The following is a 25670-nucleotide window of genomic DNA, read 5'->3' as shown; positions in this document are numbered from 1 at the left end:
GACGGCGAACCGTCATCCACCCTGCCCCTGCCGACCCCCGACGCAGCACGGGCCCGGCTGCTGCGCACCTCGCTCGACCTGGTCCGCCGCAGCGCCCTGGACCGTCGCGCCGCGCAACTCGGCCTGACGCGCTTCCAGTTGCTGGTGTCCGCGTTCGCCACGAGCCTCTACGGCGTGACCGGGCAGGGCCGTCCGCTGGTCGCCACGCCGGTGGCGAACCGGCCCCGCCCCGAATTCGCGGACACGGTCGGCATGTTCGCCAACACCGTGCTCCTGGACCTGCCGATGGAGCCGCACCGCTCACTGGACGCGCAGCTCTCGGCCCACTCCGCCGCCGTGCACGCCGTGCTCCAGGACCAGGAGGTCGCCCTCGCCGACATCCTCGCGGACCGCGCCTTCCGCGAGCGGACTCCGTTGTTCGACTACCTGTTCGTCCTGGAGAACACCGACTTCTCGGCGCTGCGCCTGGACGGCTGCGAGGTCCGGCCGCTGTGGCCCGAGCCGCTGGGGGCCAAGTGCGCCCTCACACTGTCGGTGGTGGAGCACGAGGGCGGCTTCGACTGCCTGTGGGAGTACCGCGACGACCTCGGCGCCGAACGCGCCCGAGCCGCGGCCCGCCTCTTCCGCCAGACCCTCGACCACCTGACCGACGACACGGGTGACATCGGCGACACCGACATCACCCTGCACGAACTGGTCGCCGATTACCGCCGCACCCTGCCCGACCACGGCCAAGGCCCCACGCGCGCACCGGACTTCACCACCGTCGCCGACGGCTTCGCCCGACAGGTGGCCCAGACCCCGCACGCCCCGGCCGTCGCCACCGGCGATTCCACCCTCACCTACGCCGAACTCGACGCACAGGCAGCCGAGTTGGCGGCCGCACTCGGCACCCGCCTCCCGGCCGACCCCGCAGCCCCGGCGGCCGTGGCGCTCTACCTCCAGCCCTCCGCCGAACATATCGTCGCGCTCCTGGCGGCGGCCCGCCTCAACCTCACCGTCGTACCCCTCGACCCCGCTTACCCGCCGCCGCTGCTGCGCCACGTACTCGACCAGGCCGACCCGTTGTGCGTTCTCGTGGCACCCGAGGACGAAGACCTCCTCGCCTCGATCGCGCCACCGTCCCTGCCCCGGCACATCCTCACCCTCGCCGACACCCCCTCCGCAGCGCCCCAACTCCCCGCGCACCAGGGGCTGCGCCCGCTCTACACCCTGTTCACGTCCGGCTCCACCGGCAGTCCCAAAGGCGTCCAGGTCTCCGACCGGACCCTGTGCAACCTGCTGACCTGGCAGCGCACCGACGGCGGTCTGAGCGGGCCCGCCGTCACCCAGCAGTTCTCCATGCTGTCCTTCGACGTCTCCTTCCAGGAGGTCTTCACCACCCTGTGCGCGGGCGGCCTGCTGCGCCTGGTGGAACCCGGGTGGCGGCACGATGTCCCCTCCCTGCTGTGGGAGTTGGAGTCCGGGGGAGCGGAGCGGATCTTCCTGCCGTACGTCGCTCTGCAACTGCTCGCCGAACACGGCGTGCGCACCGGGCAGTTCCCGTCCCGACTGCGTGAAGTCGTCACGGCGGGGGAGCAGTTGGTGTGCACCGACGCGATCCGCCGCTGGTTCGCGGGTCTGCCGGACGCCCGGCTGTTCAACCACTACGGCCCCACCGAGACCCACGTCGTCAGCGGACTGCGTCTCGACGGCGACCCCGCCGCCTGGCCGCTGCGCCCCGCGATCGGCCGCCCGGTGGCGAACGCCGTCCTGTGTGTCGTCGACGAGGGCGGTCTCCCCGTCCCGCCCGGTGTCACCGGCGAGTTGCGGATCGGCGGCCTCATGGCCACCCGCTGCTACCTCGGCGACGACACACCGCACCGCGACCGCTTCACCGACGATCCGGACCTCGGAACCTTCTACCGCACCGGCGATCTGGCCCGGTTCGACGCGCAGGGTCTGCTGCACTACGCCGGTCGTGACGACGGCCAGGTCAAACTCGGCGGTCACCGGCTGGAGTTGGGGCAGGTCGAGGCCGCGCTGCTGCAGTATCCCGGCGTGACCCATGCGGTCGCGGCGGTGGTGGGCGGGCAGTTGGTGGCCTGTCTGCAATGCCGGGGCGGCGACCCCGACCCGGCGGATCTCGCGGACCATCTGGCCGGGCTGCTGCCGACCTACGTGCGCATCAGCCGCTTCCGTCGGCTGACCGAACTGCCGCGCACACCGAGCGGCAAGCTGGACCGCCTGGCCGCGCACACCGCCCCGGGCCGCGAGTTGCGCTCCGTCGACACGGCCATCCCGACCGTCTCACCGCTCGAAGAACGGCTGGCCGCCCTGTTCGAGACGGTGACCGGCAAGGCGATCGGCGTCGAGCAGCGGTTCTTCGACGCCGGCGCCACCAGCCTGGACCTGATGCGCTTCCAGCTCCGCTGCGCGGGCGAGGACGAACTCGCGTTCACCGTCCCGGAGTTGTTCGAGCACGTCAGCCTCCGCGCGCTGGCCCACCTCATCGAGGGACGCGCGTCGCAGGGCACCGACGCGACCGCCGTCATCGCCGACGCCCCACGGACGCCGGGGGAGCGGGCCGAGGAACCCATCGCCGTCATCGGGATGGCCGTACGACTGCCGGGCGCCCCCGACCTGGCCGCCTTCTGGGACCTGGTGGTCTCCGGCCGCCGCGGCATCGAGCACTTCCCGACGACGGACGGACGGGTCGGCGCCCGCAGCCAACTCGCCGGGATGCTCGCCTTCGACCCCGGCCGCTTCACGATCAGCCCGCACGAGGCCCGGCTGATGGACCCCCAGCAACGCCAGCTCCTGATGAACTGCGTCGAGGCACTCGCCCACGCCGGCATCGGAGACCCCACGACCCACCGGGTCGGACTCCTGGCCGCCTGCGGGGAGAACACCTACTTCCAGCGCATGCTGCGCGACGCCGACCCGGCCGAACTGCCCGACACCTTCCGGCTCGCGCTGCACCACGAGAAGGACTTCCTCGCCACCAGGGCCGCCTACCACCTCGGTCTGACAGGCCCCGCCTTCACCGTGCAGTCGGCGTGCTCCAGCTCACTGGTCGGCGTCCATGTCGCCGCCGGGCTACTTCGGCAGGGCGACGCGGACGTGATGCTCGTCGGCGGTGTCCTCGTCGACACCGAACTGACCGACGGCTACACCTACCGGCCACAGCACATCTTCTCGCCGGACGGCCACTGCCGGCCCTTCAGCGCGGACGCCGCCGGCACCGTCGGAGCGAGCGGCACCGGTGTCGTCGTCCTCAAGCCCCTCGCCGCCGCCCGCCGGGACGGGGACACCGTCTACGCCGTCATCACCGGCTCGGGCATCAACAACGACGGTTCGGACAAGCTCAGTTACAGCGCCCCCGCCCTTGCCGGACAACGCGCCGCGATCCGCGCCGCCCTGCACCGCAGCGGCCGTAGCGGCGCCGACCTCGGCTATGTCGAGGCACACGGCACCGGCACCCGCCTCGGGGACCCGGTCGAGGCGGCGGCACTGCGCCAGGCGTACGGCCTGGCCGACGAGGCGCGCGTGGCGCTGTCCTCCCTGAAGAGCCAGATCGGCCACCTGGGCGCGGCCGCGGGCGTCGTCGGCATGGTGCGGGCCGTGCTCGCCGTGCACCACGGGATCGTCCCGCCGACGGCGGACTTCGACCGGCTCAACCCCGAGATCGACGACGGCCCGTTCCGGATACCGGTCGCGGCCGAACCCTGGCCGCAGGACGGGCCACGGGTGGCCGCCGTCAGCAGCTTCGGCATCGGCGGGACCAACGCCCACCTGCTTCTCGAACAGCCGGATGCGGAGCAAGTCGCGCACACCGTCCACGAGTTGGTGCCGTGCCTGGTGCTGTCCGGCAGTTCCGAGGCCGCCGTACGCGCGGACGGCCGTCGTATCGCCGCCTACCTGAGGGCACACCCCGACACCTACCCTCAGGTACTCCGCCACCTCCAGGCCGGACGGCCCGCGCTCGGCCATCGGGCGGCGGCGGTCTGCCCGGACGCCAGCTCCGCCGTCGCCTGGCTCGACACGCTCTACGACGTCACGGCACCGCACCCGCAGCCCTCGCTCCCAGCCCGAGACCGGGATCCGCACGCCCTCGCCGAGGCCTGGGCTGCCGGGCACACCCTCGTATGGCCCGAGGGTCCCGCGTCCGCACCCTGGGACTTCCCGCCGCCCGCCTTCGAGACGGCGGAGTACGACCTCCCGCGCACGCCACCGCTGTCGGCCGGACCGCGGCGGCTGCCGGCCGACCAGTGGCTGCACCAGCCGCAGTGGACACGATTGCGCCGCGCTCGCACCGGCGCCCACGAACCACGGCGCACCGCCGTGTTGGTCACGGGCGCGGGCGGGGCACCGTGGCGGTTCCTGGAACGGCACTACGCCCGGGTGGTGACCGTGTGCGCCGGGAAGACCTTCGCCCGTCTCGACGAGGACCGCTACGAGGTCGACCCCGCCGACTCCGGGCAACTCGCCGCCGTTCTGGATCAGGTCACTCAGGCCGCCGGACCCGGCGTCGACTGGCTGCACGCACTGCCGCTGGCCCTCGACGGCAGCCTCGACGAACACGCCCTGGAGGCCGCCCAGTTGGCCTGCCTCGACTCCGTCGCCGCACTCGCCCGCGCCCTGGCCGATGTACCGGACGCCGTACGACCACGAGCCTGGTTGCTGTCCCACGGGGCGCAGCCGGTCACCGGTCCCGTCCGCACCCCTGAGGCGGGCCTGCTCGCCGCCGCCCTCGAAGTGCCCCGGCAGGAACTGGGCGTGACCCTGCGCTGGACCGACCTGCCCGGACCCCGCCCGGCCGACTGGGCGGCACACCTGCCCGACCTGCTCCTGGACGAGACGCTCACCGAACCGGCGACCGCTCTGCGTGACGGCTTCTGGTGGCGGCGCACCCTTCAGCCGGTCCCCGTCCTCAACTCCCCACCGACAGCCGTCCGTTCGGCCGCCCCCGGCACCCACCTGGTGCTCGGCGGCACCGGCGGAATCGGCGCCACCCTGGCCGCACGCCTCCTCGAACACCCCGGCAACACCGTGGTCCTCGTCGCCCGGGGGACCGGGACACCGCCCGCGCTACGGGCCCACCAGGACCGCGTCACACTGGTCCCGGCCGACCTCGCCACGGACGACCTCACCACCCTCGCGGACCTACTGGCCCCGCACCTCGACGGCCTCGCCGGCATCGTCCATGCCGCGGGCACGGCCGCCGGGGGACTCCTCGTCCGTCGCGACCCCGCCACCGCCCGCCGCGCCACGGCCGCCAAACTGCGCGGCGCCCTGCTCGTCGAACGGCTCATCGCCGAGCACGACCCCGACTACGCGGCCTACTGCTCGTCAATGGCGGCCGAGTTCGGGGGAGTTGGACAGTTCGACTACACGGCGGCGAACGCCTGCCTCGACGCCTACGCCCAGCACGCGTCACCGGGCGACGACGCCACCACCGTCCGTATGAGCATCGGCTGGGACGCCTGGCGGGACGTAGGCATGGCACAGCACGCCCTGACCACCGACGCCCGCCACCAGGAACACCTCAAGGTGGCACTCACCCCCGAGGACGGCGCGGCCGTCTTCGAACGGGCCCTGCACCTTCAGTTGCCGCACCTGATGGTCAACACCACGCCCTTGGCGGAGGCTCGCTTCTTCTACGAGCCTGACCGCGACTCCCGATACATGTCGGACCGCGACTCCCGATACGAGCCGGTCCCCGACCCCCGACCGGTGTCCTCGGCGCACCCCGTACATGGCGACCCATCGGCCCAACTCACCGAGATCCTCGTCGACTTGCTCGGCGTGGACACCGTCGACCCGGAGGTCCCGCTGTACGACCTCGGTGCCGACTCGCTCACCCTGCTGGAACTCATCGACGAGGTGAAACGCCGCTACGGCACGGACATCGAGCTGTCCCGGCTCAGCCACCGCGTGAGCCTGGCCGAAATCCTCGGCCACCTCAGTCAGCTCGACACCGGCACCCGCGCGTCCGCCGCCGCGGTGGACGTGGAGGTGTGGCAGCGCGGACCCGGCCCGGACGTCCTGTGCCTGGTCCATCCGGTCGGCGGCGACATCCAGGCCTACCGGCCTCTGGTGGCCGCCCTGCCCGACGAGTTGACGGTCTGTCTGATCGCCGACCCGAAACTCCGCGACCCGGCGCAGCCAGCCCGTTCGATCGACGACCGTGCCGCGCACTACCTGGAAGCGGTCCGGGCCGCGTTTCCGGACCCCAACTGCCGTCTGAGCCTGACGGGTTGGTCGTTCGGTGCCTGGACGGCCCTGTCCATGGCGGCACTTGCCGAGGCCGAGGGCCGGCCCATCGCCGCCGTCCACCTCCTGGATCCGCCGCCGCCCGGCGCCGGACAACGGCTCGCCGCCTACGACGAACGACAGGTGGATGCCGTGTTCGCCCGCGAGTTGAGCGGCAACGGTGCTGGACCTCGCAGCGGCGACGGACAGTTGTCGGAGTCCGGCCGCGCCTACGCCGAACGCCTCGCGCACTGCTGCCGGACCAACCTCGCGGCCATGGCCGACCACAGGTTGCCGCGACTGCGCCGGACGCCCGCCGAGGTGTGGCTCGCCGAACGAGCCGTAGAGGAAGGGGTGTTGGCACCGGAGCCGACCGCGCCCGGTGCGTGGGACACCCATCTGCCCCGGCCCTTCCGCCTCCACCACGTCGACGCGACCCACTACGAACTCGTCGCGGAGCCGCACGTACAGGCGATCGCCGCCGTGCTCGCGGCCGGACCTTCCGAGATGCAAGCGGCCCTGCCCCACCCCGTCGGACGATCCTGAGGAGGTCACCGTGCAGCACCCCTACACCCGCCTGCCCGAGCGGTCCTTCTGGCGGACCGCGGTCGCCGAACCCGACGCGCTCGACATCACCGACCTGTGGACGCCGAAGTTCACGATCGACCAGGACGCCCCCGTCGTCACCGCCGGTTCGTGCTTCGCCGCGCATATCGGACGGGCTCTCCTGGAGGAGGGCATGCACTGGTACGACGCGGAACTGCCACCACCGGGTCTCACCCGCGCCGAACAGTCCGCACGCGGGTACCGACGCTTCTCCTTCCGGACCGGGAACATCTACACCGCCGCCGCACTGCGCCAGTGGATCGCCTGGGCGCTCGACGAGGAGAAACCGCCCGAGGAGGTCTGGACGGAGGGAACGGCGGGAGGGGGCTTCCCCGACACCCTCCACGACAGCGACCAGGTCACCCACCGCCGCACCTTCCACGACCCCTACCGGCCCACCGTCGAACCGGACGGCTTCGCCTCGCCCGACGACCTGCTGCGTTCCCGCGAGGCCACCCTCGCCGCCGTCCGCACCGCCCTCACCAAAGCCGACGTCCTCGTTTTCACCCTCGGCCTGACCGAGGCCTGGCACGACACCGGGACCGGCACGGTGCTGCCGATGTGCCCCGGTACCGTACGCGGCACCTTCGACCCCGCCCGGCACGTCCTGCGCAACCACACAGTGGCGCAGGTGCACCGCGACCTGACGTCCGTGCTCGCCCTCGCCCACGGGGTCAACCCCCGGCTGCGCATGGTCCTCACCGTCTCCCCGGTGCCCCTGACCGCCACCGCCACCGGCCGCCACGCCCTCGTCGCGACCACCCACTCCAAGTCCGTACTGCGGGCGGCGGCGGGACAACTGGCCGACGAGCGGGACGACGTCGACTACTTCCCGTCGTACGAGATCATCACCGGCTTCCCCTACCGGGCCGCCTTCTACGAACCCAACCTCCGCACGGTCACCCCCGACGGCGTGGCCTTCGTGATGCGGCACTTCTTCCAGGCCCTTCAGGGCCGGCCGGCCGGGGCGGGACCCGCGCCCGAACACATCACCGCCATCACCCCCGTCGCCGGCGGAGAGGACAACTGGTGTGACGACGCAGTGCTCGACTACTACAACCCCCGCCCGATTCCTTCTGCTGGGTGACTCCCACGCGGGCTGTGTCGGACGCGCCGCCCAGGCCGCCGAACTACCTTTCGTGGGCGGCCCGTTGGGCTCCGGGCGCGACTTCCTGGGCCCCTTCTTCGATACAGGCGTCTTCGATACAGGCACGGACACCGACGCCCCCGACCTCACCTTCCGGCAGACCGAGCCGCAGCGGCTCTACCGCGAGCACCTCGACACCCTCGACGTGAGCGCACTCGCCGGACTGCCGATGCCACTGGTGTGCACCTTCGGCCTGAGCGCCCACACGGTGGCCACCCGGCAGAACTGGGACCTGTACCGCGACCGGCACGACACCGTCCCGGACACGTTCCTGCGCAGCCGCCTCTTCGCCGACCTGGTGAGGGCGACCGTCCGGGGCGCGCTCGCCTTCTACGACCACGTCGTCGCCCTGGGACTACGGGTACTGGCACCCCTCCCGCCCCAACGCGTCCCCGGCATGTCCGACCCGGGCGTCTTCTTCGCCGCGCAGAACGTCCTCGTCGACGAACTCACCGCCCGGGGCGTCGAGTTGGTCGACCTGCGGGCCCGCGTCACCGACACCACGGGCCTGCAACGCCCCGCCTTCTGTCAGGCGGACGACACGATCCACGGCAACCTCGCCTTCGGGCGTCTGGTCGTATCGGAACTCCTCGACCGAGGCATTTAAGCCCTCTGCCCCTCACCCCTACAGATTCACGGAGGTCCCTCATGGAGGACTACGCGCTCAAGGCCGTCGAGCGGCTCACCACCCGCCCCGCCGAGCCCTACGACACCCTGTCCGTCGCCCCGATCACCCCGCTGCTGGGCGCGGAGGTCACCGGCCTCGACCTGTCCCGGGAGTTGACACCGCAGCAGGAGAAGGAACTCAAGCACGCGTTCCAGACCCACCACGTGCTCGTCTTCCGCGATCAGGACATCACCCCCGAGGAACACAAGCGGTTCGCGGGCGTCTTCGGCGAACTGCACCCCGTGGCCCTCGCGCCCGAGGGATCCGACCCGTACATCCTGGAGATCAAGGCGACCAAGGAGTCCAAGACCGTGGCCGGCAACGGCTGGCACGCCGACGGCACCGCCGACGCCGAACCCTCCCTCGGTTCGCTGCTGTACATCACCACCATCCCCGAGGGCGGCAGTGGCGGCGACACGGTCTTCGCGAACATGCACCTCGCCTACGAACTGCTCTCACCGGCGATGCGCAGCTTCCTCGAAAGCCTCACGGCCGTCCACGACGGGGCCCTGCCCTGGACCGCCGCCGGACAGACCCCGCCGCCCGAGTACGAGGTGCCGCGCACCGAACAGCCGGTCGTCGCCCGCCACCCGGAGACCGACCGCAAGCTCCTCTTCGTGAACGCCCCCTACACCTCGCACATCACCCAGCTGTCCCGCACCGAGAGCGACGCGCTGCTGGAGATGCTGTACGCGCACATAGCCCGCACCCCGCTGCTGCACTGCCGGGTCCGCTGGCAGGAGCGCACCCTCGTCCTCTGGGACAACCGCAGCGTCCAGCACCACGCCGTCTGGGACTACTTCCCGTACACCCGAGAGGGCCGCCGGATCGCCGTCAACGGCAGCCGTCTCCAGGCCTGACCCGGTTCCCGGACGGAAGCGAAGGCGCCCCATGTCCACGACCGCCGCCCCCGGGACGTTCCTCGCCGCGCTACGGAATCCCACCTACGCACCTCCACCGGAGGCATGGCCGGTGTGGCTGTGGTCCGTCGCCACCACCCTCCACGAGCAGTTGCCGCCGGACACCCGGGACGTCTGGGCGACCCGTCTGCACGGCGTGCTGGGCGAAGGCCCGGACACGAGCACCCTGCGCACCGTCCACACCTGGCACACCGACACGATCCTGTCGCTCCTCGTCGAGACGGCCCACGGCGGGGACGCGACCGTGTTCACGCCCCTGCGCGCCCTGCACCGGGAGGCGGCACAGGGCAGAACGGCGGACCAGGACACCTGGCGAACGGCGCTCACCCCGGTGCTCCTGTGCCTCTACGACGCCGCGTACGACCGGACGAGCGCGTACGCCGAGGCGCACGCGGGCGCTCGCGACTACGCGCTGGCCAACGGTTTCGCCGCGACCGAGGCGGACGGATACGGCCACGAGTACGCACGGCTCAGCAGCGACGCGAACGCGCGGTCCTGCGCCGAGGCCCACGCGGAGGCGGTCGGCGGGGCGCTGGCTCGGGCGTACGCGACCGACGAGTGCGAGGCGTACGCGGACACGTTTCCCGACGCCCAACTCCGGGCCGTAGTACGGGCCTTGAGGGAGCGGGGCGAGCAGGCTCCCGCCGAGCGCCTGGCCGAGGGACTCCTTACGGCGCTGACGTCGGCAGAACATCCAACGCGGTGACGGCCACATGCAGTTGGGTGCGTTCGGCGCCGGCCTCCAGATCGACGCCCAGGAGCCGTTCGATGGTGTGCAGGCGCTGGTAGAAGGCCTGCCGGGAGAGGCCCACGCGCTTGGCGGCGATCGACTTGTTCCCGGCGGCGTCGAGGTACTCGCGCAGGGTGGTGAGGAGGTCGCTGCCGTGCCGGGCGTCGTGCTGGACGAGGCGCCCGAGCCGTTGTTCCACGTACTTCTGGACCCGGACGTCGTCGCGCAGGGAGTAGAGCAGTTCCGGCAGGCCCACGTCGGAGGCGACATGGAAGGGGCGGCCGAGGGAGGCGGGACCGATGGCGTCGGCGACCTCCTCGGCCTCGCGGAACGAACGGGTGACCTGGCTGAGTTCGGTGACGCCCGGGCCGACCGCGACGACGGTGTCCTCCCCGAACGTGGCCCGCAGATCCCGGGCGATGCGTTCCACGACGGGCTGCCACGCACTCGCGCGGGCCAGCGCCATGAGCAGCCCGGTGCGGCGCCCCGACAGGTCTCCCACCAGGGCCTTGACGCCGGACGTGAGGAGCCCTTCGGCGAGATGCGCGCTCACCGAGCCCTCGCCGACCGGCACCCCCGAGTGATCGACGACGACCGGCAGAAGGCGGTGCCCGGTCGTGGGCAGCCCCAACGCCTCGGCCCGCAACCGCGCCTCGGTTCGGCTGCGATACCGCCAGTGCAGCAGATCGAGCAGAACGGAACTGTGCGCCCGCCGATCCCACTCCGGTGAGCCGGTGAGCCGCGCCAACGTCAGTGCGGTGGCGGCCTGTTCGAGGATCATCGTGTGTTCAGGACCGAAGGGCGGTCCGCCCGTGAGGGGCAGCATGACCAGCCGCCCCCACCGGCTGCTCCGCTCCTCGACCGGCGCCACGAGCCACCCCTCCGGCCCGCTGACAGCCGCCCGGTCCGGCGTTTCGGCGGCGCGCGACCGACGCGGCCAGGCATCCAGGACCTGCCCGTCCGCACGCCCGGCCACCGCCCAGCTCACCGCGTGGTGGATCAGGTTCTCCAGCACGACCGGACACCCCGAGAGGTCCGAGGCGGTCTGCACGAACTCCTCCGGTTCGGCCCCGCGCAGAGTGAGCGACGTGAACAGCTCGTGCACATGCTGGGCGCGGCGCAACAACTCACCCTGCGCGTCCAGGATCAGCGCGTGCACGGTCTGAGTGACCTCGATGAACCGCACCCCGCGCGCCAACATGATCAGCGGCAGATCCCGCTCACCGCACGCGGCGACGAGATCCGGGGGCGCCTGCTGATACCGACGCCCCAGTTCCACGACCAGCCCCGCCACTCCGACGTCCGCCAACTGGTCGACGTAACCGCGCAGTTGGGTCGGATCCGAGGGGTGAGGCATGCCCGTGGTGAGGACCAGCTCCCCGCCCTCCAGGAACGAGGCGGGGTCGAGGAGCTCGGTCACGTGGACCCAACGGACCGTGCGCCCCAACTGCTCCTCGCCGGCCACCACTCGGGGCAGACCGGCGGCGATGACGGGGAGTCGCAGTACGTCGGCGACCGTGAGGAACGGCATGATCGCGGGTTCCTCCGGAGATGTGACGGTGTGGTTCCGGAACACTCTGCGGGGTGGGTCGCGAGAAGCGCAAGGGCAGACAGTGCTGCTCAGACGCCGCACAGGGCAGCGCCCCGAAAGGGGCGCGGGGAACGGCGCGAGCAACCACAACGAACCGCCACTCGCCAACGCACCACCCGCCCCCACGGCGAAAAGGCGAACACCCAACCCACCTCAAGGCCGCCGAGCAACAAGATCCGCAACCGTGGCGATCGGAGACGTACGCGAACGCCCAGCCGCCTCATGCCGATCTGCGAGCCGATAAGCCACGTAAAGCCCCCGCACCCCGAGCCACCGCAACGGCTCCGGCTCCCACGTGCCCGGCCGATGCCCGGTCCACGGCAACCGGGTCAACCGGGACTCCCGCCCCAACACCAGATCGGTCAACGTACGGCCGGCCAGATTCGTGGAGGTCACCCCGTGCCCCACATACCCCCCGGCCCAGCCGAGCCCTGTACCCCGGTCAAGCCCCACCGTCGCCGACCAGTCCCGCGGCACCGCGAGCACCCCGCACCACGCATGGTCGACACGGGCGCCGGCGGTCTGCGGCAGCACCTTGTACAAGGTGTCGGTCAGCTCGCCGATCGTCCGGTCGGCCACCCGCCCGTCGGAGTCCGTCCGCGACCCGAACCGATACGGCACCCCCCGCCCCCCGATCGCGATCCGGTCGTCCGGCGTGCGCTGGGCGTACAGATGCCCGTGCGCGGTGTCACCCAAGGTCTCGCGCCCGGCCCACCCGATCTCCTCCCACACCCCCGCCGACAGCGGCTCGGTGACGATCATCGAACTGTTCATGGGCAACCAGGCCCGCCGTAGCCCCTTCAAGGACGCGGTGAACCCCTCAGTCGCCCGCAGGACAACCGGTGCCCGCACCACACCGTGCGCGGTGACCGCCCGCCCCGGCTCGACAACGCTGACCGGCGACTTCTCGTACAGACTCACACCCAGCCGTACGACCACGTCGGCGAGCCCGCGCACCAGAGCCGCCGGCTGCAACCGGGCGCAGTGCGGCGTCCAGGCGGCCGCGGTCATCCCCTCGATGCGGATACGCTCCGCGGCCTCCTCCGGCGTCAGCATCACCGAGTCCGTGACACCCCACTCGTGGTCGCCCTCGGTCTTGTGCCGCAGCCGGGTCGCCTGCGCCGGGGTCCGGGCCACGCGCAGGGTGCCGCCCTTGACTATGTCGGCGTCGATGCCCTCCCGCTCCGCGACGGCGATGATCTCGTCGACGGCCTCGTTCATCGCGCGCTGATAGTCGAGCACCGCCTCCCGCCCGTACTGCTTCGCGAGCCGGTCACGCGCCCCGGGCACCAGCCCCGACGCCCAGCCGCCGTTGCGCCCGGACGCGCCGAACCCGGCGAACTCGGCCTCCAGGACGGTGATCCGGAGCGTCGGGTCGGCCAGTTTCAGGTAGTACGCGGTCCACAGGCCGGTGAGACCCGCGCCCACGATGCACACATCGGCATCGCGGTCGCCGGGCAACGCCGGTCGGGGGGTGGGGAGTTCACTGAACCAGTGGGAGATCCGGCCGTTGACCGGTCCGGGCCGGCCGAGCGTGGTCGCGCTCACGGGGTGTTCCTTTCGAAGCGGCGGGCGTGCGGGTGCCGGGAGGTTCAGACGCCGAGCAGGCCGGGCAGCTCGGACAGGTCCTTGATCTCCTCGTACGGCTGGAACGCGGCCGAGCCCGTGAAGCCGTACCGGTTCACCCAGATCCGCCGCATGCCCGGGTAGCGCTTGGTCGGCATGATGTCGTACTCCCAGCCCTGGGCGGTGTGGACGATGTCCTCCGGTCCGCGTCCGGTCGCTTTCATCAGATACTCGAAGGCCTGCGGCAACGGCTTGTACGCTCCCGCCTGTTCGGCGGTCAGGACGTAGTCCCACTCGACGCCCAGCTCGTCGACGGCGTACGAGATGAGGTCGTCCTCGCTGTTGGAGAGGATGGCGATGTCGTACTCGCTCTTCAACCGGCGCAGCGCGTCCGGGACTTCACGGAACGGCTTGAACTTCTTGATGGCCTCGATCAGCGCCTCGCCGTCCTCGTCCCGGTACTCCAGGCCGTGCAGCAGCATGACGTTGCGCAGGGTGCTGCGGACGATCTCGCGGTAGGGACGGTACGCGTCGACGACGCCCTGGAAACGCATCACGTACGCGTCGTGGTGGAACTGGTCGGGGTCGACGTCGAGTTCGGCGAGCCGGTCCTTGACGATCTCGTGCGTGGCGGCGCGGGTGTCGAAGTTGATGAGGGTGCGGTAGCAGTCGAAGCTGACGACCTTGCGCATGCGGTGAACTCCTTTATGGGGGAGGGGTGTTCAGAGACTTCGGTGACTTCAGGAACGGCTGACGGCCTTGGCCAGACCCACGTCCTTCAGGGCGAGGTCCTTGGTCTCGGGGGCGAGGAAGTACGACACGACGAGCCCCGCCAGCGTGATCACCACCGCGATGCCCAGCGTGCCGCGCACGCCCAAGTCGTCGGCGGCGATGGGGAGGAGGAACGTGGAGGTGGCCGATCCGACCCGGCTCATCGCGGTCGCGATGCCGACTCCCGTGGCCCGCAGGTCGGTCGGGAACAGCTCGCTCGGGTAGACGAACTGCAGCCCGCTGCCCGCCGCCTCGAAGAACTGGAACGCGGCGAACAGCGTCACCACCAGGAACGCCCAGTGCAGCGGCAGCACGGCCAGCGCGAGCAACGACACGGTGATGCACGCGAAGGTGCTGATCAGCAGGGGTCGGCGACCGATCCGGTTGACGACCACGAGACCGAGGGCGATGCCGGCCACGGCGAGAGTCGTGATCAGCGCGCTGGCGCCGTACGTGCTCTCCACGCCGAAGGCCGACAGCATCTGCGGCTGGAAGGAGCGGACCGCGAAGGCGGGCGCGACCTGGCAGATCCAGAAGACGGAACAGAAGACGACCGGGACCGTGTAGCCGCGTTTGAAGATCTCGACGAGGTTGCCGAGACCCGAGCCGCCGCGCTGTTCCCGCCGGGGTTCTGCGAGGAGTTCGTCGGCGTCGATGTCGGGGCCGAGGTGTTTGCGTACGACGGCCCGCGCCTCGTCGATCCGGCCGCGCGAGGCGAGCCAGCGCGGCGACTCGGGGATACCGGCCCGGAAGACGAGGAAGACCAGCGCCGGGACCGCGCCGGACACCAGCATCCAGCGCCAGGCATCGTCACCGAGACCGGTCAGCGCCCAGCCGACCCAGTAGCTCACGCCGTAGCCGACCCACCAGGCCAGCACCAGGCCGGACAGGGCCGGGCCGCGCAGTCGGCGGGGGACCAGCTCGGTGGTGAGGGCGGAGGCGATGGGGTAGTCGGCGCCGATCGCGACGCCGATGAGGAGCCGCAGCACCACGAGTTGCCAGGCCTCCGCGACGAAGAACTGGAGCGCCGAGAAGACCACGAACGCGGCAAGGTTGAGGACGTACATCAGATGGCGGCCGACCCGGTCGGTGATCGGGCCGAAGACGACACCGCCGATGAACACGCCGATCAGGACGGACGCGGCGACCAGGCCGGTCCACAGGGTGTCCAGGGCGAGTGCCGGGGTGATGAGGCCGAGCGCGACACCCATCACACCGAGCAGATAGCCGTCGCAGAACGGGCCGCCCATGGCGACCGCCATGATCCGGCGGTGGAAGGAACTGACGGGCGCGTCGTCGAGCGACGAGCCCCCCGAGGTGGTCGAGGACGAGGTCACGGACATGCTTGAGGCTCCTGGGGACGCAGGGGCGGAGGAGGTCGTGCGTCAAGCATTCGAATGCGTATGCCGCTGTACGCCGGAGAGACCGACTGGTCACCGAGGGGGGAGTGGGGACGGTGAGGCGGTCCGGGGTTGGCAACACCCTGGTTCAGTGCGCGGCCACCGTCAATGAACACCGTGTTCGCTTCGCCACCGGTGGGTGGACAGTGTGTTCCGCGGACGCGGTCCGGTTGACAGACCGTCCACACCGGGCGGGCCGGGGGAACATGTTGTCCGTTGTCCCTCCCGGCGCACCGCCCACAGGGTGAGAGATGTCCCCCGCACCTCCTCACGTCGTGGGAGAACCGCCGTATGACACACCTGTCAGAGCACCTGCGCCAGGCCACACCGGTCGTCGTCGAACGCGGCGAGGGGGTGCATCTCTTCGGTACGGACGGCCGCCGCTATCTGGACTTCACCGCCGGCATCGGCGTCACCAGCACCGGCCACTGCCACCCCAAAGTGGTCGCCGCCGCGCAGGAGCAGGTCGCCACGCTGATCCACGGCCAGTACACGACGGTCATGCACCAGCCCTTGCAGCGCCTGGTCGAGCGGCTCGGCAAGGTCCTGCCGGAGGGGCTCGACAGCCTGTTCTTCGCCAACTCCGGCAGCGAGGCCGTCGAGGCCGCGCTGCGGCTCGCCCGCCAGGCCACCGGCCGTCCCAACGTCGTCGTCTGCCACGGCGGTTTCCACGGCCGTACGGTCGCCGCCGCGTCGATGACCACCTCCGGCGCCAAGGTGCGCACCGGGTTCGGGCCGCTCATGGGCGGGGTCGTCGTCACACCGTTCCCGCACGCGTTCCACTACGGCTGGGACGAGGAGACGGCGACCCGGTTCGCGCTGCGCGAGTTCGACCAGCTCCTCCAGACCATCTCCGACCCCGACGACACCGCCGCGATCTTCGTCGAACCGGTCCTCGGCGAGGGCGGCTACGTCCCCGCCAACTCCGCCTTCCTGCAAGGACTCCGGGAACGCGCCGACCGCCACGGCATCCTCCTCGTCCTCGACGAGATCCAGACCGGCGTCGGCCGCACCGGCCGCTTCTGGGGACACGACCACTTCGACGTCCGCCCCGACATCCTCATCACCGCCAAGGGCCTGGCCAGCGGCTTCCCGCTGTCCGGCATCGCCGCCTCCGGAGAGCTGATGCGGAAGGCCCGGCCCGGTTCGCAGGGCGGTACGTACGGCGGGAACGCGGTTGCCTGCGCCGCGGCCGTCGCCACCCTCGACGTCGTCGAGGAGGAGAACCTGGTCGCGAACGCCGCCGCCATGGGCACCCGGCTGCGGGCAGGGCTCGACGAGGTCGCCGCGAAGAATTCCGCGATCGGTGACGTGCGCGGGCTCGGACTGATGCTGGCGAGTGAGTTCGTGACGGAGGCGGGGGAGCCCGACCCGGGGACGGCAACTCGCGTGATGCGCGCGGCAGTTGACGAAGGACTGCTCCTGCTGCCCTGCGGACCGTGGGGCAACGTCGTCCGCATGATCCCGCCGCTGATCGTTGACGCCGGTGCGATCGACGAGGGGCTGCGTGCATGGTCGGCCGCCGTCGCGGTGGGCACGGCCGGATGACCGACGCCCGCTCCCTGGTCGACCTGCTGGCCCGGACGGCTCCGGGCCTGGAGGTCGACACGGGGGAGGGGCGGCGCGCCGCGTACGCGTACGACGCGTCCAACTACCGGGTGCCGCCCCTCGCCGTAGTCTTCCCGCGCTCCGCCGAGGACGTGGCCGCGCTCGTACGGGCCTGCCGCGACCTGCGCATCCCGCTCACCGCGCGCGGGGCGGGCACCAGCATGGCAGGCAACGCGATCGGACCCGGAGTGGTCCTCGACTTCTCCCGCCACCTCAACAACGTCATCGCCGTCGACCCCGACACCCGCACCGCCGTCGTCGAACCCGGCGTCGTCCTCGACGACCTCCAGCGCGCCGCCGCACCGCACGGCCTGTTCTTCGGCCCCGACCCGTCCTCCCACAGCCGCTGCACCCTCGGCGGCATGATCGGCAACGACGCGTGCGGCAACCACTCGGTGCGCTACGGCCGGACGGTCGAGCACGTCGAGGAACTGGAGATCGTCACCGCCACGGGCGTACGCGCGGTGGCCGGAACCGGCGGACTACGAGCGGCCGAGCCCGAGAACACGGCCGAAATCACCGCCCTGGACGCCGAGTTGACCCGACTCGTCGACGCCAACCTCGCCGCCCTGCGCACCGAGCTCGGCCGCATCCCCCGCCAGGTCTCCGGCTACCAGCTCCACCACCTCCTGCCGGAACACGGCAAGCACACCGCCCGCGCCCTGGTCGGGACCGAGGGCACCTGCGCGATCGTCACCCGCGCGACCGTACGACTGCACCCCGTGCCCGCGGCCACCACACTGCTCGCGCTCGGCTACCGGGACGTCGTGGACGCGGCGTCGGACGTCCCGGCGATCCTGCGCCACCGGCCCACCGCCGTCGAGGGCATGGACGAGGCCATCGTCGCGACCCTCCGCCACCGACGCGGCCCGCACGCCGTCACCGGTCTGCCCGAGGGCGCCGCCTGGCTCTACGTCGAACTCGACGGCACCGACCAGACCGACGCCGACGCACGGGCCGCCGAGCTCCTCGCCGAACTCCGCGCCGGGGAACGGATGGTGGCGGGCCGCGTCATCGACGACCCCGCCGAACGACGCTCCCTGTGGCGCGTACGCGAGGACGGCGCGGGACTCGCCGCCCGCCTCGTCGACGGCGGCACCTCCTGGCCGGGCTGGGAGGACGCGGCCGTAGACCCGCACCAACTGGCCGACTACCTACGGGACTTCCGCACCCTCCTCGCCAAGCACGACTTCACCGGCGTGCTCTACGGCCACTTCGGCGCGGGCTGCGTCCATGTCCGCATCGACTTCGACCCGGCGACGGCGGAGGGCGCCGCCGCCATGCGCGCCTTCTTGGAGGAAGCCGCCGCGCTCGTCGTCTCGCACGGCGGAACCCTGTCCGGCGAACACGGCGACGGCCGCGCCCGCAGCGAACTCCTCGCCACCATGTACACCCCGCGCATGCGCGCCGCGTTCGCCTCCTATAAGCGGTTGTACGACCCCGACGGCATCCTCAACCCGGGGGTGATCGTCGATCCAGCGGCCGTCGACGCCGACCTCGCGCTGTATCCGATCAGCTCGCGTGCGCCGGTCAACTCCCATGTTCAGCACGGGGGTTTCATCTTCCCCGACGACCCGGGCGGCCTCGCCGAAGCCGCGAGTCGCTGCATCGGCGTGGGGCGTTGCCGCAGCGACACCGGCGGAGCCATGTGCCCCAGCTACCGCGCCACCCACGACGAACGCGACTCCACGCGAGGCCGCGCCCGACTGTTGCAGGAGATGCTGCGCGACGGCCCCGGCACCGTCATCACCGACGGCAGCCGCTCCACGGAAGTGCGGGACGCCCTCGACCTCTGCCTGTCCTGCAAGGCCTGCGCCGCCGACTGCCCGGTCGGCGTCGACATGGCGACGTACAAGTCGGAGTTCCTGCACCGGCATTACCGGCGCCGATTGCGCCCGCTCAGCCACTACAGCCTGGGCTGGCTGCCCTGGTGGGCGGCGCTGGCCCGCTGGTTCGCCCGTCCCGTGAACGCCGTGCTCGGTGGGCCTTTGGGACGACTGGTCGCACGGCTCGGCGGAGTGACCACCGAGCGCCCCCTGCCCCGCTTCGCCCGACGCCGTGACCTGCAAGCCCACTTGCCGCCGCAACCATCAACTCCAGCCGCTGTGCTGCTCGTTGACTCCTTCACCCGTGCCTTCCGCCCCGATGTCGCCGGAGCCGCCGCCCGCGTCCTGGCCGACGCCGGGGTCCCCGCGACCGCGCGCGAGGGGCTGTGCTGCGGGCTCACCTGGATCAGCACCGGCCAACTCGGTATCGCCCGGCGTGTGTTGACCCGTACCGTCGAACAGCTCGACGCCGAGGGCTCGGGCGAGCTGCCCATCGTCGTGCCCGAACCGAGTTGCGCCGCGGCACTCCGCCACGACGCGCCCGCCCTCCTCGGCACCGACACCGCACGCCGGGTCGCCGCCCGCGTCCACACCTTCTCCGGCGCGCTGACCGAACTCGCCGACCCCGACTGGAGACCCGCGGCCGTCCCCGACCGTGTCACGCTCCAGACCCACTGCCACGAGTACGCCGTCTTCGGCGAGACCACCCAGAGCACACTGCTGCGCCGCCTCGGCGTCGGAGAGGTCGACGAGGCGAACGGCTGCTGCGGCCTGGCCGGCAACTTCGGCTTCGAGGCGGAGCACTACGACACCTCGATGGCTGTCGGCGCCCTGTCCCTCGCCCCGAAACTCGCCGCACTCGACCCCGACGCCGAAGTCCTTGCCGACGGCTTCAGTTGCCGTACCCAGGCGGCCCATCTCACCGGCCCCGACGGACCGCAGGCCCGGCACCTGGCCCAACTGCTCGACCCGAACCCGCCCGGAGGCACCCGCTGATGACCACCACCACGTCTACGTCCACGTCTGCCGTCGACACCGTGTCCGTCGTCGAGACCGTCCCCAAGCAGCTCTTCATCGGCGGGAGTTGGCAGGACGCGAGCGACGGTGGCCGTTTCGCCGTGGACGACCCGGCGACCGGCGAGCGGTTGTGCGAGGTGGCCGACGCCTCGCCGGCCGACGGGCAACGTGCTCTCGACGCGGCGGTGTCGGCACAGGAGGCCTGGGCGGCGACCGCACCCCGCGCCCGCAGTGAGATCCTGCGCCGCGCCTACGAGATCATCCTCGAACGGCGGGAAGAACTCGCCCTTTTGATGACCCTGGAGATGGGCAAGCCCCTCGCGGAGGCGCGCGGCGAGGTCGGCTACGCGGCGGAGTTCTTCCGCTGGTTCTCCGAGGAGGCCGTACGGATCGAGGGCGGATTCACCCGGACCCCCGACGGCGCGAACCGCGTCCTGGTCATGCGGCAGCCGGTGGGCCCCTGCCTCCTCATCACCCCGTGGAACTTTCCCCTTGCGATGGGCACCCGCAAGATCGGCCCCGCGATCGCGGCGGGCTGCACCATGGTCCTCAAGCCCGCCCCGCAGACCCCGCTCTCCAGCCTGGCCCTCGCCGGAATCCTCACCGAGGCCGGGCTGCCCGAGGGCGTGCTCAACGTCGTGACCACTACCGACGCCGCCGGAGTGATCGAGCCGCTGCTGCGCGGCGGAGGCGTGCGCAAACTCTCCTTCACCGGGTCAACTCAGGTCGGGCGACTGCTCCTTGCCCAGTGTGCCGACACCGTCGTCCGCACCTCCATGGAACTGGGCGGCAACGCGCCCTTCATCGTCTTCGAGGACGCCGACCTCGACCGGGCCGTCGAGGGCGCCATGGTCGCGAAGATGCGGAACATGGGCGAGGCCTGCACCGCAGCCAACCGCTTCTTCGTGCACAGCGCGGTCGCGGACGCGTTCGCCGCGCGTCTCGCCGAGCGCATGTCCGCCCTCGCCGTCGGCCCCGGCACCCAACCCGCCTCCCAGGTGGGCCCGTTGATCGACGCCGCCGGACGGGCCAAGGCGGACGGTCTCGTCCAGGACGCCGTGACACGCGGCGCCAAGGTGCTCACCGGCGGCGAAGTCCCGGACGGGCCCGGCCACTTCTACCCGCCGACGGTCATCACCGAGGTCCGCCCGGACTCCGAACTGATGCGGGCGGAGATCTTCGGCCCGGTCGCCGCGATCCTCACCTTCGACACCGAGGACGAGGTCGTCCGCGCCGCCAACGACACCGAATGGGGTCTGGTCGGCTACCTGTTCACCCGCGACCTCGATCGCGCCCTGCGCGTGGGGGAGCGGCTGGAGACCGGCATGGTCGGCATCAACACCGGCCTCGTCTCCAACCCGGCCGCGCCCTTCGGCGGCGTCAAGCAGTCGGGGCTGGGCCGCGAGGGCGGACGGGTCGGTATCGACGAGTTCCTGGAGTACAAGTACCTCGCCATCCCCGTGGTTCCCGTGGCGGCGGACGGCCGTGGCTGACCGGCTCGTCGTCCTGCACCAGGGCACCCTGCCACCGAACGCCGAGCACATCGAAGCGCTCGCGGACACGGTGTACGCCACCGAGGAGGAACTCCCGCTCCTCCTCCCCGGCGCGGACATGCTCCTCTGCTGGCACTCCATCACCCCTGCGGTCGCGGCGAGTTGGCCGAAGGACCCGGCCTTGGCCCCCGGCTGGGTCCACGTGGCCGCCGCCGGAGTGGACTCGCTGCTCTTCCCAGCACTGGTCGACCACCCGGACGTGGTGCTGACCAACTCCCGGGGCGTCTACGACCGGGCCATCGCCGAGTACGTCCTCGGCCTGATCCTCGCCCTGGCCAAGGACTTCCCCGGCAGCTGGGAGCATCAACGGCGCCGGGAGTGGCGCCCCCGCGACAGCGAGCGCATCGGCGGCCGTACGGCACTGGTGTGGGGGACCGGGCCCATCGGCCGTGCCGTCGCCCGCATGCTGCGCGCCGTCGGCATGCGGGTGTGCGGCGCCGGACGTACCGCACGCGCCGACGATCCGGACTTCGGGACGGTGCACGAGGGCGCGAGTCTGCGGGGAGCGCTCGCTGAGGCGGACTACGTGGTCCTCGCGGCGCCGCTCACCCCGGCCACCCGCTGCATGGTCGACGCGTCCGTCCTCGGCGCGATGAAACCCGGAGCCCGGCTGGTCAACGTCGGCCGGGGCGGTCTCGTGGACGAAGAGGCGCTCGTCAAGCACCTCGCGGACGGCCGCCTGGCCGGAGCCGCCCTGGACGTCTTCGCGCAGGAGCCGTTGCCCGCCGTCTCACCGCTGTGGGACCTGCCCGGCGTGATCGTCTCCCCGCACACCGCAGGTGAAGTGACCGGCTGGCGCGCCGAGTTGGCGGCCCTGTTCCTGGAGAACCTCACCCGCAGGGCAGAGGGCCGGCCGCTGCGGAACGTGGTCGACAAGGCGAAGGGCTACGTGAGGGACGGAACTGCCATGGAACCGTGCTGAGTTCGCGCGCCGGCGACCCTCGCGACGGCTCACGTACCCATGCGCCGCCCGGCGATCTCCGCGGCCGTGTCCGCGACCAACTGCCCCCATTCGGGGAGCCGTTCGGCGTCGTACCGCGAGTCCGGCATGGAGATGACCACGGCGGCGAGGGGTGTGCCGCTCTCGTCGAGGATCGCGGCGGCGAGCGCGCACACGTCCGGCCGATACTGGTTGCGGTTGACCGCGTAACCGTCCGCCCGCACACGCTCCAACTCGGCCCGCAGCAGGTCGGGTTCGGCCGGAGTGGACTCGCTGTAGCTCTCCAGTCCGTGGCCGATGAACTCCTCGACATCGGCCCTCGGCAGATGGGCGAGGATCGCACGGCCCGTGGCGGTGGCGTGCAGTGGTGAGGTGTCGCCGATGGTGTGGAACGTCCGTACCGCGTGATCGCAGTCCACCCGGTCCACGACCACCATGCACTGCAACGCGTCCGGGACCGAGAGGTGAATGGTCTCGTTGACCGCGTCCCGCAGCCGGATCATGGGTTCCCTTGCTGCCGCGAACAGGCTCGATCCCTGGAGCGCCGCCGGCCGTACGGCCAGCACCCGGGCGCCGATCTCCCAACGCGTCGTGTCCTTGCGGTTGGCCCGCAGCCACCCCGCCTCGTTCAGCGTGACCAGCGTGCGCTGCACCGTCGACTTGGGCAGTCCGAAGAGCTTGGTCAGTTCCCCCACCGTCACCGGCTGGTGCTGGGCCACCGCCTCCAGGATGCGCAGTGACCTGGTCACGCTCTTCATTTCCATCTGGTTTCCCCCTGTTAATCCTGCGAATGGTCTGACGGCAACCTCTTGACCCCCGTCATGGGCGCTGCCATTCTCGTGCCAGATTCTAGCACAGCATGCCACATTGTGGCACGGTCTCCAGGGAGAGGAAGCCCTCGTGTCAGCCACCAAGCGCGTCGCCGTCGTCGGCGTCGGAACGATGGGCAGCCAGGCCGCCTGGCGCCTGGCGGCCCGCGGAGCCGAGGTCGTCGGGTACGACCGCTTCGCCCCGGGCCACGACCGTAGCGCGGCCGGCGGTGACACCCGGATCTTCCGCAGCGCCCACTTCGAGGACTCCCGCTACGTCCCGCTGCTCAAGCACGCCGACACCCTGTGGGAGGAGCTCCAGCGGGAGACCGGCCGCGAACTGCGCCGCCTCACCGGCTGCCTGCTGATGGGACCCACGGAACACCAGCAGATGGCGACCGTCCTGCAGTCCATCGCCGAGCACGGCCTCGACCACGAGGTCCTCGACACCGAGGCGCTCGCCAAACGCTTCCCGCAGTTCCGCATCGAGGACGGCGACGCGGCCGTACTGGACCGCCACGCGGGCTTCATCCGGCCCGAGTTGACGGTCCTGAGCGCCGCCCGCCGCGCGGAGGAACTCGGCGCCCGCATCCACCGCTACACCCCGGTCCGCGAGATCGTGCCGGTCGCGAACGGCGTGGAGATCCGCACCGACACCGGCACCGAACACTTCGACACGGCCGTGGTCACCGTCGGCCCGTGGGTGAACGACCTGCTGCCGGACCTGCCGTGGGAGGTGGACATCAGGCGGCTCATCAACGCCTGGTACGTGCCCACCGCCGACGACTGGTCCGGCCAGGAGCGCCCGGCCTTCATCCGTACGGCACCCACCCACTGCTACGGCCTCCCCTCCCCGGACGGCGTCTCCGTCAAGCTCGGCCTGTCCCGCGCCCTGCACCGCCCGGCCGGCGACCCGAACCGGCTCGAACGGACCGTGGAACCGGGGGAGTTGGACATCTTCACCGAACTGCTGAGCCGCTACATGCCCGGCCTGCACCCCGACCCGATCCGCCTCTCCGTCTACATGGAGGGCTACACCGAGAGCAGCCGCCCGCTCGTCGGGCCACTGCCGGGCCACGACAACGTGGTACTGCTCGCCGGGTTCTCCGGCCACGGCTTCAAACTCTCGCCCGCCATGGGCGACATCGCCGCGGACCTCGCGCTCGACGGCGCCTCGCCGCGGCCCATCGACTTCATCTCCACCCTCGACCGAGCGGAGGCGTGAGCGCCATGACCGACAACCTGCTGACCGTGGGCACGCTGAGCGCGGCGCCCGGCACCAAGACCCGCGGCACCGTCCCCGCCGACCTGGGCACCCTCACCGTGGACATCCCGCTGACCCTGGTCAACGGCGCCCACCCCGGCCCCCGCGTCCTGATCACCGCGGGAGTCCACGGTGGCGAGTTCACCGGAATCGAAGCCGCCACCAACCTCGCATCACTCCTCGACCCCGCCGAGGTTCACGGCCAGGTGATCATCTGCCCCGTCGCCAACCCCCCGGCCGTCTACCAGGGACGGCTCGGCATCTCCCCGCTCGACGGCGTCAACATCAACCGCGTCTTCCCCGGCGACCCCGACGGCGGCCCCACCGAACGCCTGGCCGCCTGGCTCTTCGCCCACCTGGTGGACGGCGCCGACGCCTACGCCGACCTGCACGCCGGCGGCATCGACGAGGTCCTGCGCAACTTCGTCGGCTACCGCCTCACCGGCGACGCCCCACGCGACGCCAAGACCGCCACCATGGCCCGTTCCCTCGGCATCGAGGACATCGTCATCGGCCTCGACACCAACGGCGGCAACAGTCAGGCGGCCGCAGCCCGCGCCGGCATCCCAGCGATCCTCGTCGAGACCGGCCAACGCGGCGAACGCGACGCAGCCGCCGCCCGACGCTTGGTCGACGGCCTGCACGGCCTGCTCCGCGCGCTCAAGGTCCTCACCCCCGACGCCACAACGGCCGCCCCCGTACGCGAATGGGTCTGGGCCGCCGGCATCACCTCCGAGCAAACCGGCCTGTGGTACCCGGAGTTCACCGCAGGCGACGACGTGACCGAGGGCCAGATCATCGGCCACGTCATAGCCCCCGCCGACGGCCAGGAGCACAAGGTTCACACCCCGACCGGCGGCCGAGTCTTCTACGGCATGCACGCCCTGACGGTAGCCCCCGGCACAGAACTGGCCGCCATAGCCATCCCTCGAACACCCGCCCACTGACACCCGGGCCCGAGCCAAGTCCCCTCCACCCCAACCCCGCAAGGGGCGCGGGGCTGTATCGATATGCGGCTCCG

General features: G+C 71.5%; 16 protein-coding genes. 11 read left to right on the top strand and 5 right to left on the bottom strand.

Features of this window, described 5'->3' with window-relative positions:
• From SPR02S_RS46760 to SPR02S_RS46740, 5 genes are all read left to right on the top strand, one after another.
• On the top strand, positions 1 to 6780 hold a 6780-nt coding region (locus SPR02S_RS46760; RefSeq protein WP_019063962.1), incomplete at its 5' end, for a beta-ketoacyl synthase N-terminal-like domain-containing protein.
• Between the two features lie 10 nt (positions 6781 to 6790).
• On the top strand, positions 6791 to 7927 hold the full coding sequence (locus SPR02S_RS46755; RefSeq protein WP_019063961.1) for a GSCFA domain-containing protein: 1137 nt from the start codon (positions 6791 to 6793) through the stop codon (positions 7925 to 7927).
• Positions 7872 to 8594 carry a hypothetical protein gene (locus SPR02S_RS46750; RefSeq protein ID WP_026151510.1) on the top strand — a complete coding sequence of 241 codons (723 nt, stop codon included), beginning with the start codon at positions 7872 to 7874 and terminating at the stop codon, positions 8592 to 8594. Before SPR02S_RS46755 ends, SPR02S_RS46750 begins: the two co-directional genes overlap by 56 nt.
• A gap of 41 nt (positions 8595 to 8635) precedes the next feature.
• The gene (locus tag SPR02S_RS46745; RefSeq protein ID WP_019063959.1) at positions 8636 to 9514 is read left to right on the top strand and encodes a TauD/TfdA dioxygenase family protein; all 879 of its coding nucleotides are present in this window, start codon (positions 8636 to 8638) and stop codon (positions 9512 to 9514) included.
• 31 nt (positions 9515 to 9545) lie between these two features.
• Positions 9546 to 10280, top strand: a complete 735-nt coding sequence (locus SPR02S_RS46740; protein WP_019063958.1) for a hypothetical protein — start codon at positions 9546 to 9548, stop codon at positions 10278 to 10280.
• On the opposite strand, the gene SPR02S_RS46735 is transcribed toward SPR02S_RS46740, so the two are convergent.
• From SPR02S_RS46735 to SPR02S_RS46720, 4 genes are all read right to left on the bottom strand, one after another.
• A complete protein-coding gene (locus SPR02S_RS46735) occupies positions 10243 to 11835 on the bottom strand; it encodes a PucR family transcriptional regulator (RefSeq protein WP_019063957.1) in 1593 nt (530 codons plus the stop codon). The two genes, SPR02S_RS46740 and SPR02S_RS46735, sit on opposite strands and share 38 nt — an antisense overlap.
• A gap of 213 nt (positions 11836 to 12048) precedes the next feature.
• Positions 12049 to 13443, bottom strand: coding sequence for an NAD(P)/FAD-dependent oxidoreductase (locus SPR02S_RS46730; protein ID WP_019063956.1), 1395 nt, complete (start codon positions 13441 to 13443; stop codon positions 12049 to 12051).
• Between the two features lie 44 nt (positions 13444 to 13487).
• Entirely contained in the window at positions 13488 to 14153 is a 666-nt protein-coding gene (locus SPR02S_RS46725; protein WP_019063955.1) for an HAD-IA family hydrolase, read from the bottom strand.
• A 48-nt stretch (positions 14154 to 14201) separates the two neighbouring features.
• On the bottom strand, positions 14202 to 15575 hold the full coding sequence (locus SPR02S_RS46720) for an MFS transporter (RefSeq protein ID WP_019063954.1): 1374 nt from the start codon (positions 15573 to 15575) through the stop codon (positions 14202 to 14204).
• Positions 15576 to 15923: 348 nt separating this feature from the next.
• On the opposite strand from SPR02S_RS46720, the gene SPR02S_RS46715 reads away from it, so the two are divergent.
• Genes SPR02S_RS46715 through SPR02S_RS46700 form a run of 4 tightly spaced genes read left to right on the top strand, consistent with a single transcriptional unit; the run spans position 15924 to position 22558 of the window.
• Positions 15924 to 17180, top strand: coding sequence for an aspartate aminotransferase family protein (locus SPR02S_RS46715; protein WP_019063953.1), 1257 nt, complete (start codon positions 15924 to 15926; stop codon positions 17178 to 17180).
• The gene (locus SPR02S_RS46710; protein WP_019063952.1) at positions 17144 to 20062 is read left to right on the top strand and encodes an FAD-binding and (Fe-S)-binding domain-containing protein; all 2919 of its coding nucleotides are present in this window, start codon (positions 17144 to 17146) and stop codon (positions 20060 to 20062) included. Before SPR02S_RS46715 ends, SPR02S_RS46710 begins: the two co-directional genes overlap by 37 nt.
• Positions 20062 to 21576, top strand: coding sequence for an NAD-dependent succinate-semialdehyde dehydrogenase (locus tag SPR02S_RS46705; protein ID WP_019063951.1), 1515 nt, complete (start codon positions 20062 to 20064; stop codon positions 21574 to 21576). Before SPR02S_RS46710 ends, SPR02S_RS46705 begins: the two co-directional genes overlap by 1 nt.
• The gene (locus SPR02S_RS46700; RefSeq protein ID WP_019063950.1) at positions 21569 to 22558 is read left to right on the top strand and encodes a D-2-hydroxyacid dehydrogenase; all 990 of its coding nucleotides are present in this window, start codon (positions 21569 to 21571) and stop codon (positions 22556 to 22558) included. The genes SPR02S_RS46705 and SPR02S_RS46700 overlap by 8 nt, the downstream gene beginning before the upstream one ends.
• 29 nt (positions 22559 to 22587) lie before the next feature.
• Here SPR02S_RS46700 and SPR02S_RS46695 read toward each other — a convergent pair whose 3' ends face one another.
• Positions 22588 to 23334 carry an IclR family transcriptional regulator gene (locus SPR02S_RS46695; protein ID WP_019063949.1) on the bottom strand — a complete coding sequence of 249 codons (747 nt, stop codon included), beginning with the start codon at positions 23332 to 23334 and terminating at the stop codon, positions 22588 to 22590.
• A gap of 142 nt (positions 23335 to 23476) precedes the next feature.
• Here SPR02S_RS46695 and solA point away from each other — a divergent pair, with 142 nt between their 5' ends.
• Both solA and SPR02S_RS46685 read left to right on the top strand, forming a co-directional pair.
• Positions 23477 to 24610, top strand: coding sequence for an N-methyl-L-tryptophan oxidase (gene solA, locus SPR02S_RS46690; RefSeq protein WP_019063948.1), 1134 nt, complete (start codon positions 23477 to 23479; stop codon positions 24608 to 24610).
• 5 nt (positions 24611 to 24615) lie between these two features.
• Positions 24616 to 25596 carry a succinylglutamate desuccinylase/aspartoacylase family protein gene (locus SPR02S_RS46685; RefSeq protein WP_019063947.1) on the top strand — a complete coding sequence of 327 codons (981 nt, stop codon included), beginning with the start codon at positions 24616 to 24618 and terminating at the stop codon, positions 25594 to 25596.
• Positions 25597 to 25670: the final 74 nt, after the last annotated feature.

It is taken from the genome of Streptomyces prunicolor NBRC 13075 (genome assembly GCF_000367365.1).
Classification (GTDB): Bacteria; Actinomycetota; Actinomycetes; order Streptomycetales; family Streptomycetaceae; genus Streptomyces; species Streptomyces prunicolor.
Note: the sequence above shows the minus strand (reverse complement) of the source record. Positions and strands in the feature narration are given on the sequence as shown.

What these genes read in the sequence shown, in the direction of transcription:
- SPR02S_RS46745 (WP_019063959.1), top strand. Translation starts at nt 8,636, where the DNA reads ATGGAGGACTACGCGCTCAAGGCCGTCGAGCGGCTCACCACCCGCCCC.
- SPR02S_RS46740 (WP_019063958.1), top strand. Translation starts at nt 9,546, where the DNA reads ATGTCCACGACCGCCGCCCCCGGGACGTTCCTCGCCGCGCTACGGAAT.
- SPR02S_RS46735 (WP_019063957.1), bottom strand. Translation starts at nt 11,835, where the DNA reads ATGCCGTTCCTCACGGTCGCCGACGTACTGCGACTCCCCGTCATCGCC.
- SPR02S_RS46725 (WP_019063955.1), bottom strand. Translation starts at nt 14,153, where the DNA reads ATGCGCAAGGTCGTCAGCTTCGACTGCTACCGCACCCTCATCAACTTC.
- SPR02S_RS46720 (WP_019063954.1), bottom strand. Translation starts at nt 15,575, where the DNA reads ATGTCCGTGACCTCGTCCTCGACCACCTCGGGGGGCTCGTCGCTCGAC.
- SPR02S_RS46715 (WP_019063953.1), top strand. Translation starts at nt 15,924, where the DNA reads ATGACACACCTGTCAGAGCACCTGCGCCAGGCCACACCGGTCGTCGTC.
- SPR02S_RS46710 (WP_019063952.1), top strand. Translation starts at nt 17,144, where the DNA reads ATGGTCGGCCGCCGTCGCGGTGGGCACGGCCGGATGACCGACGCCCGC.
- SPR02S_RS46705 (WP_019063951.1), top strand. Translation starts at nt 20,062, where the DNA reads ATGACCACCACCACGTCTACGTCCACGTCTGCCGTCGACACCGTGTCC.
- SPR02S_RS46695 (WP_019063949.1), bottom strand. Translation starts at nt 23,334, where the DNA reads ATGAAGAGCGTGACCAGGTCACTGCGCATCCTGGAGGCGGTGGCCCAG.
- SPR02S_RS46685 (WP_019063947.1), top strand. Translation starts at nt 24,616, where the DNA reads ATGACCGACAACCTGCTGACCGTGGGCACGCTGAGCGCGGCGCCCGGC.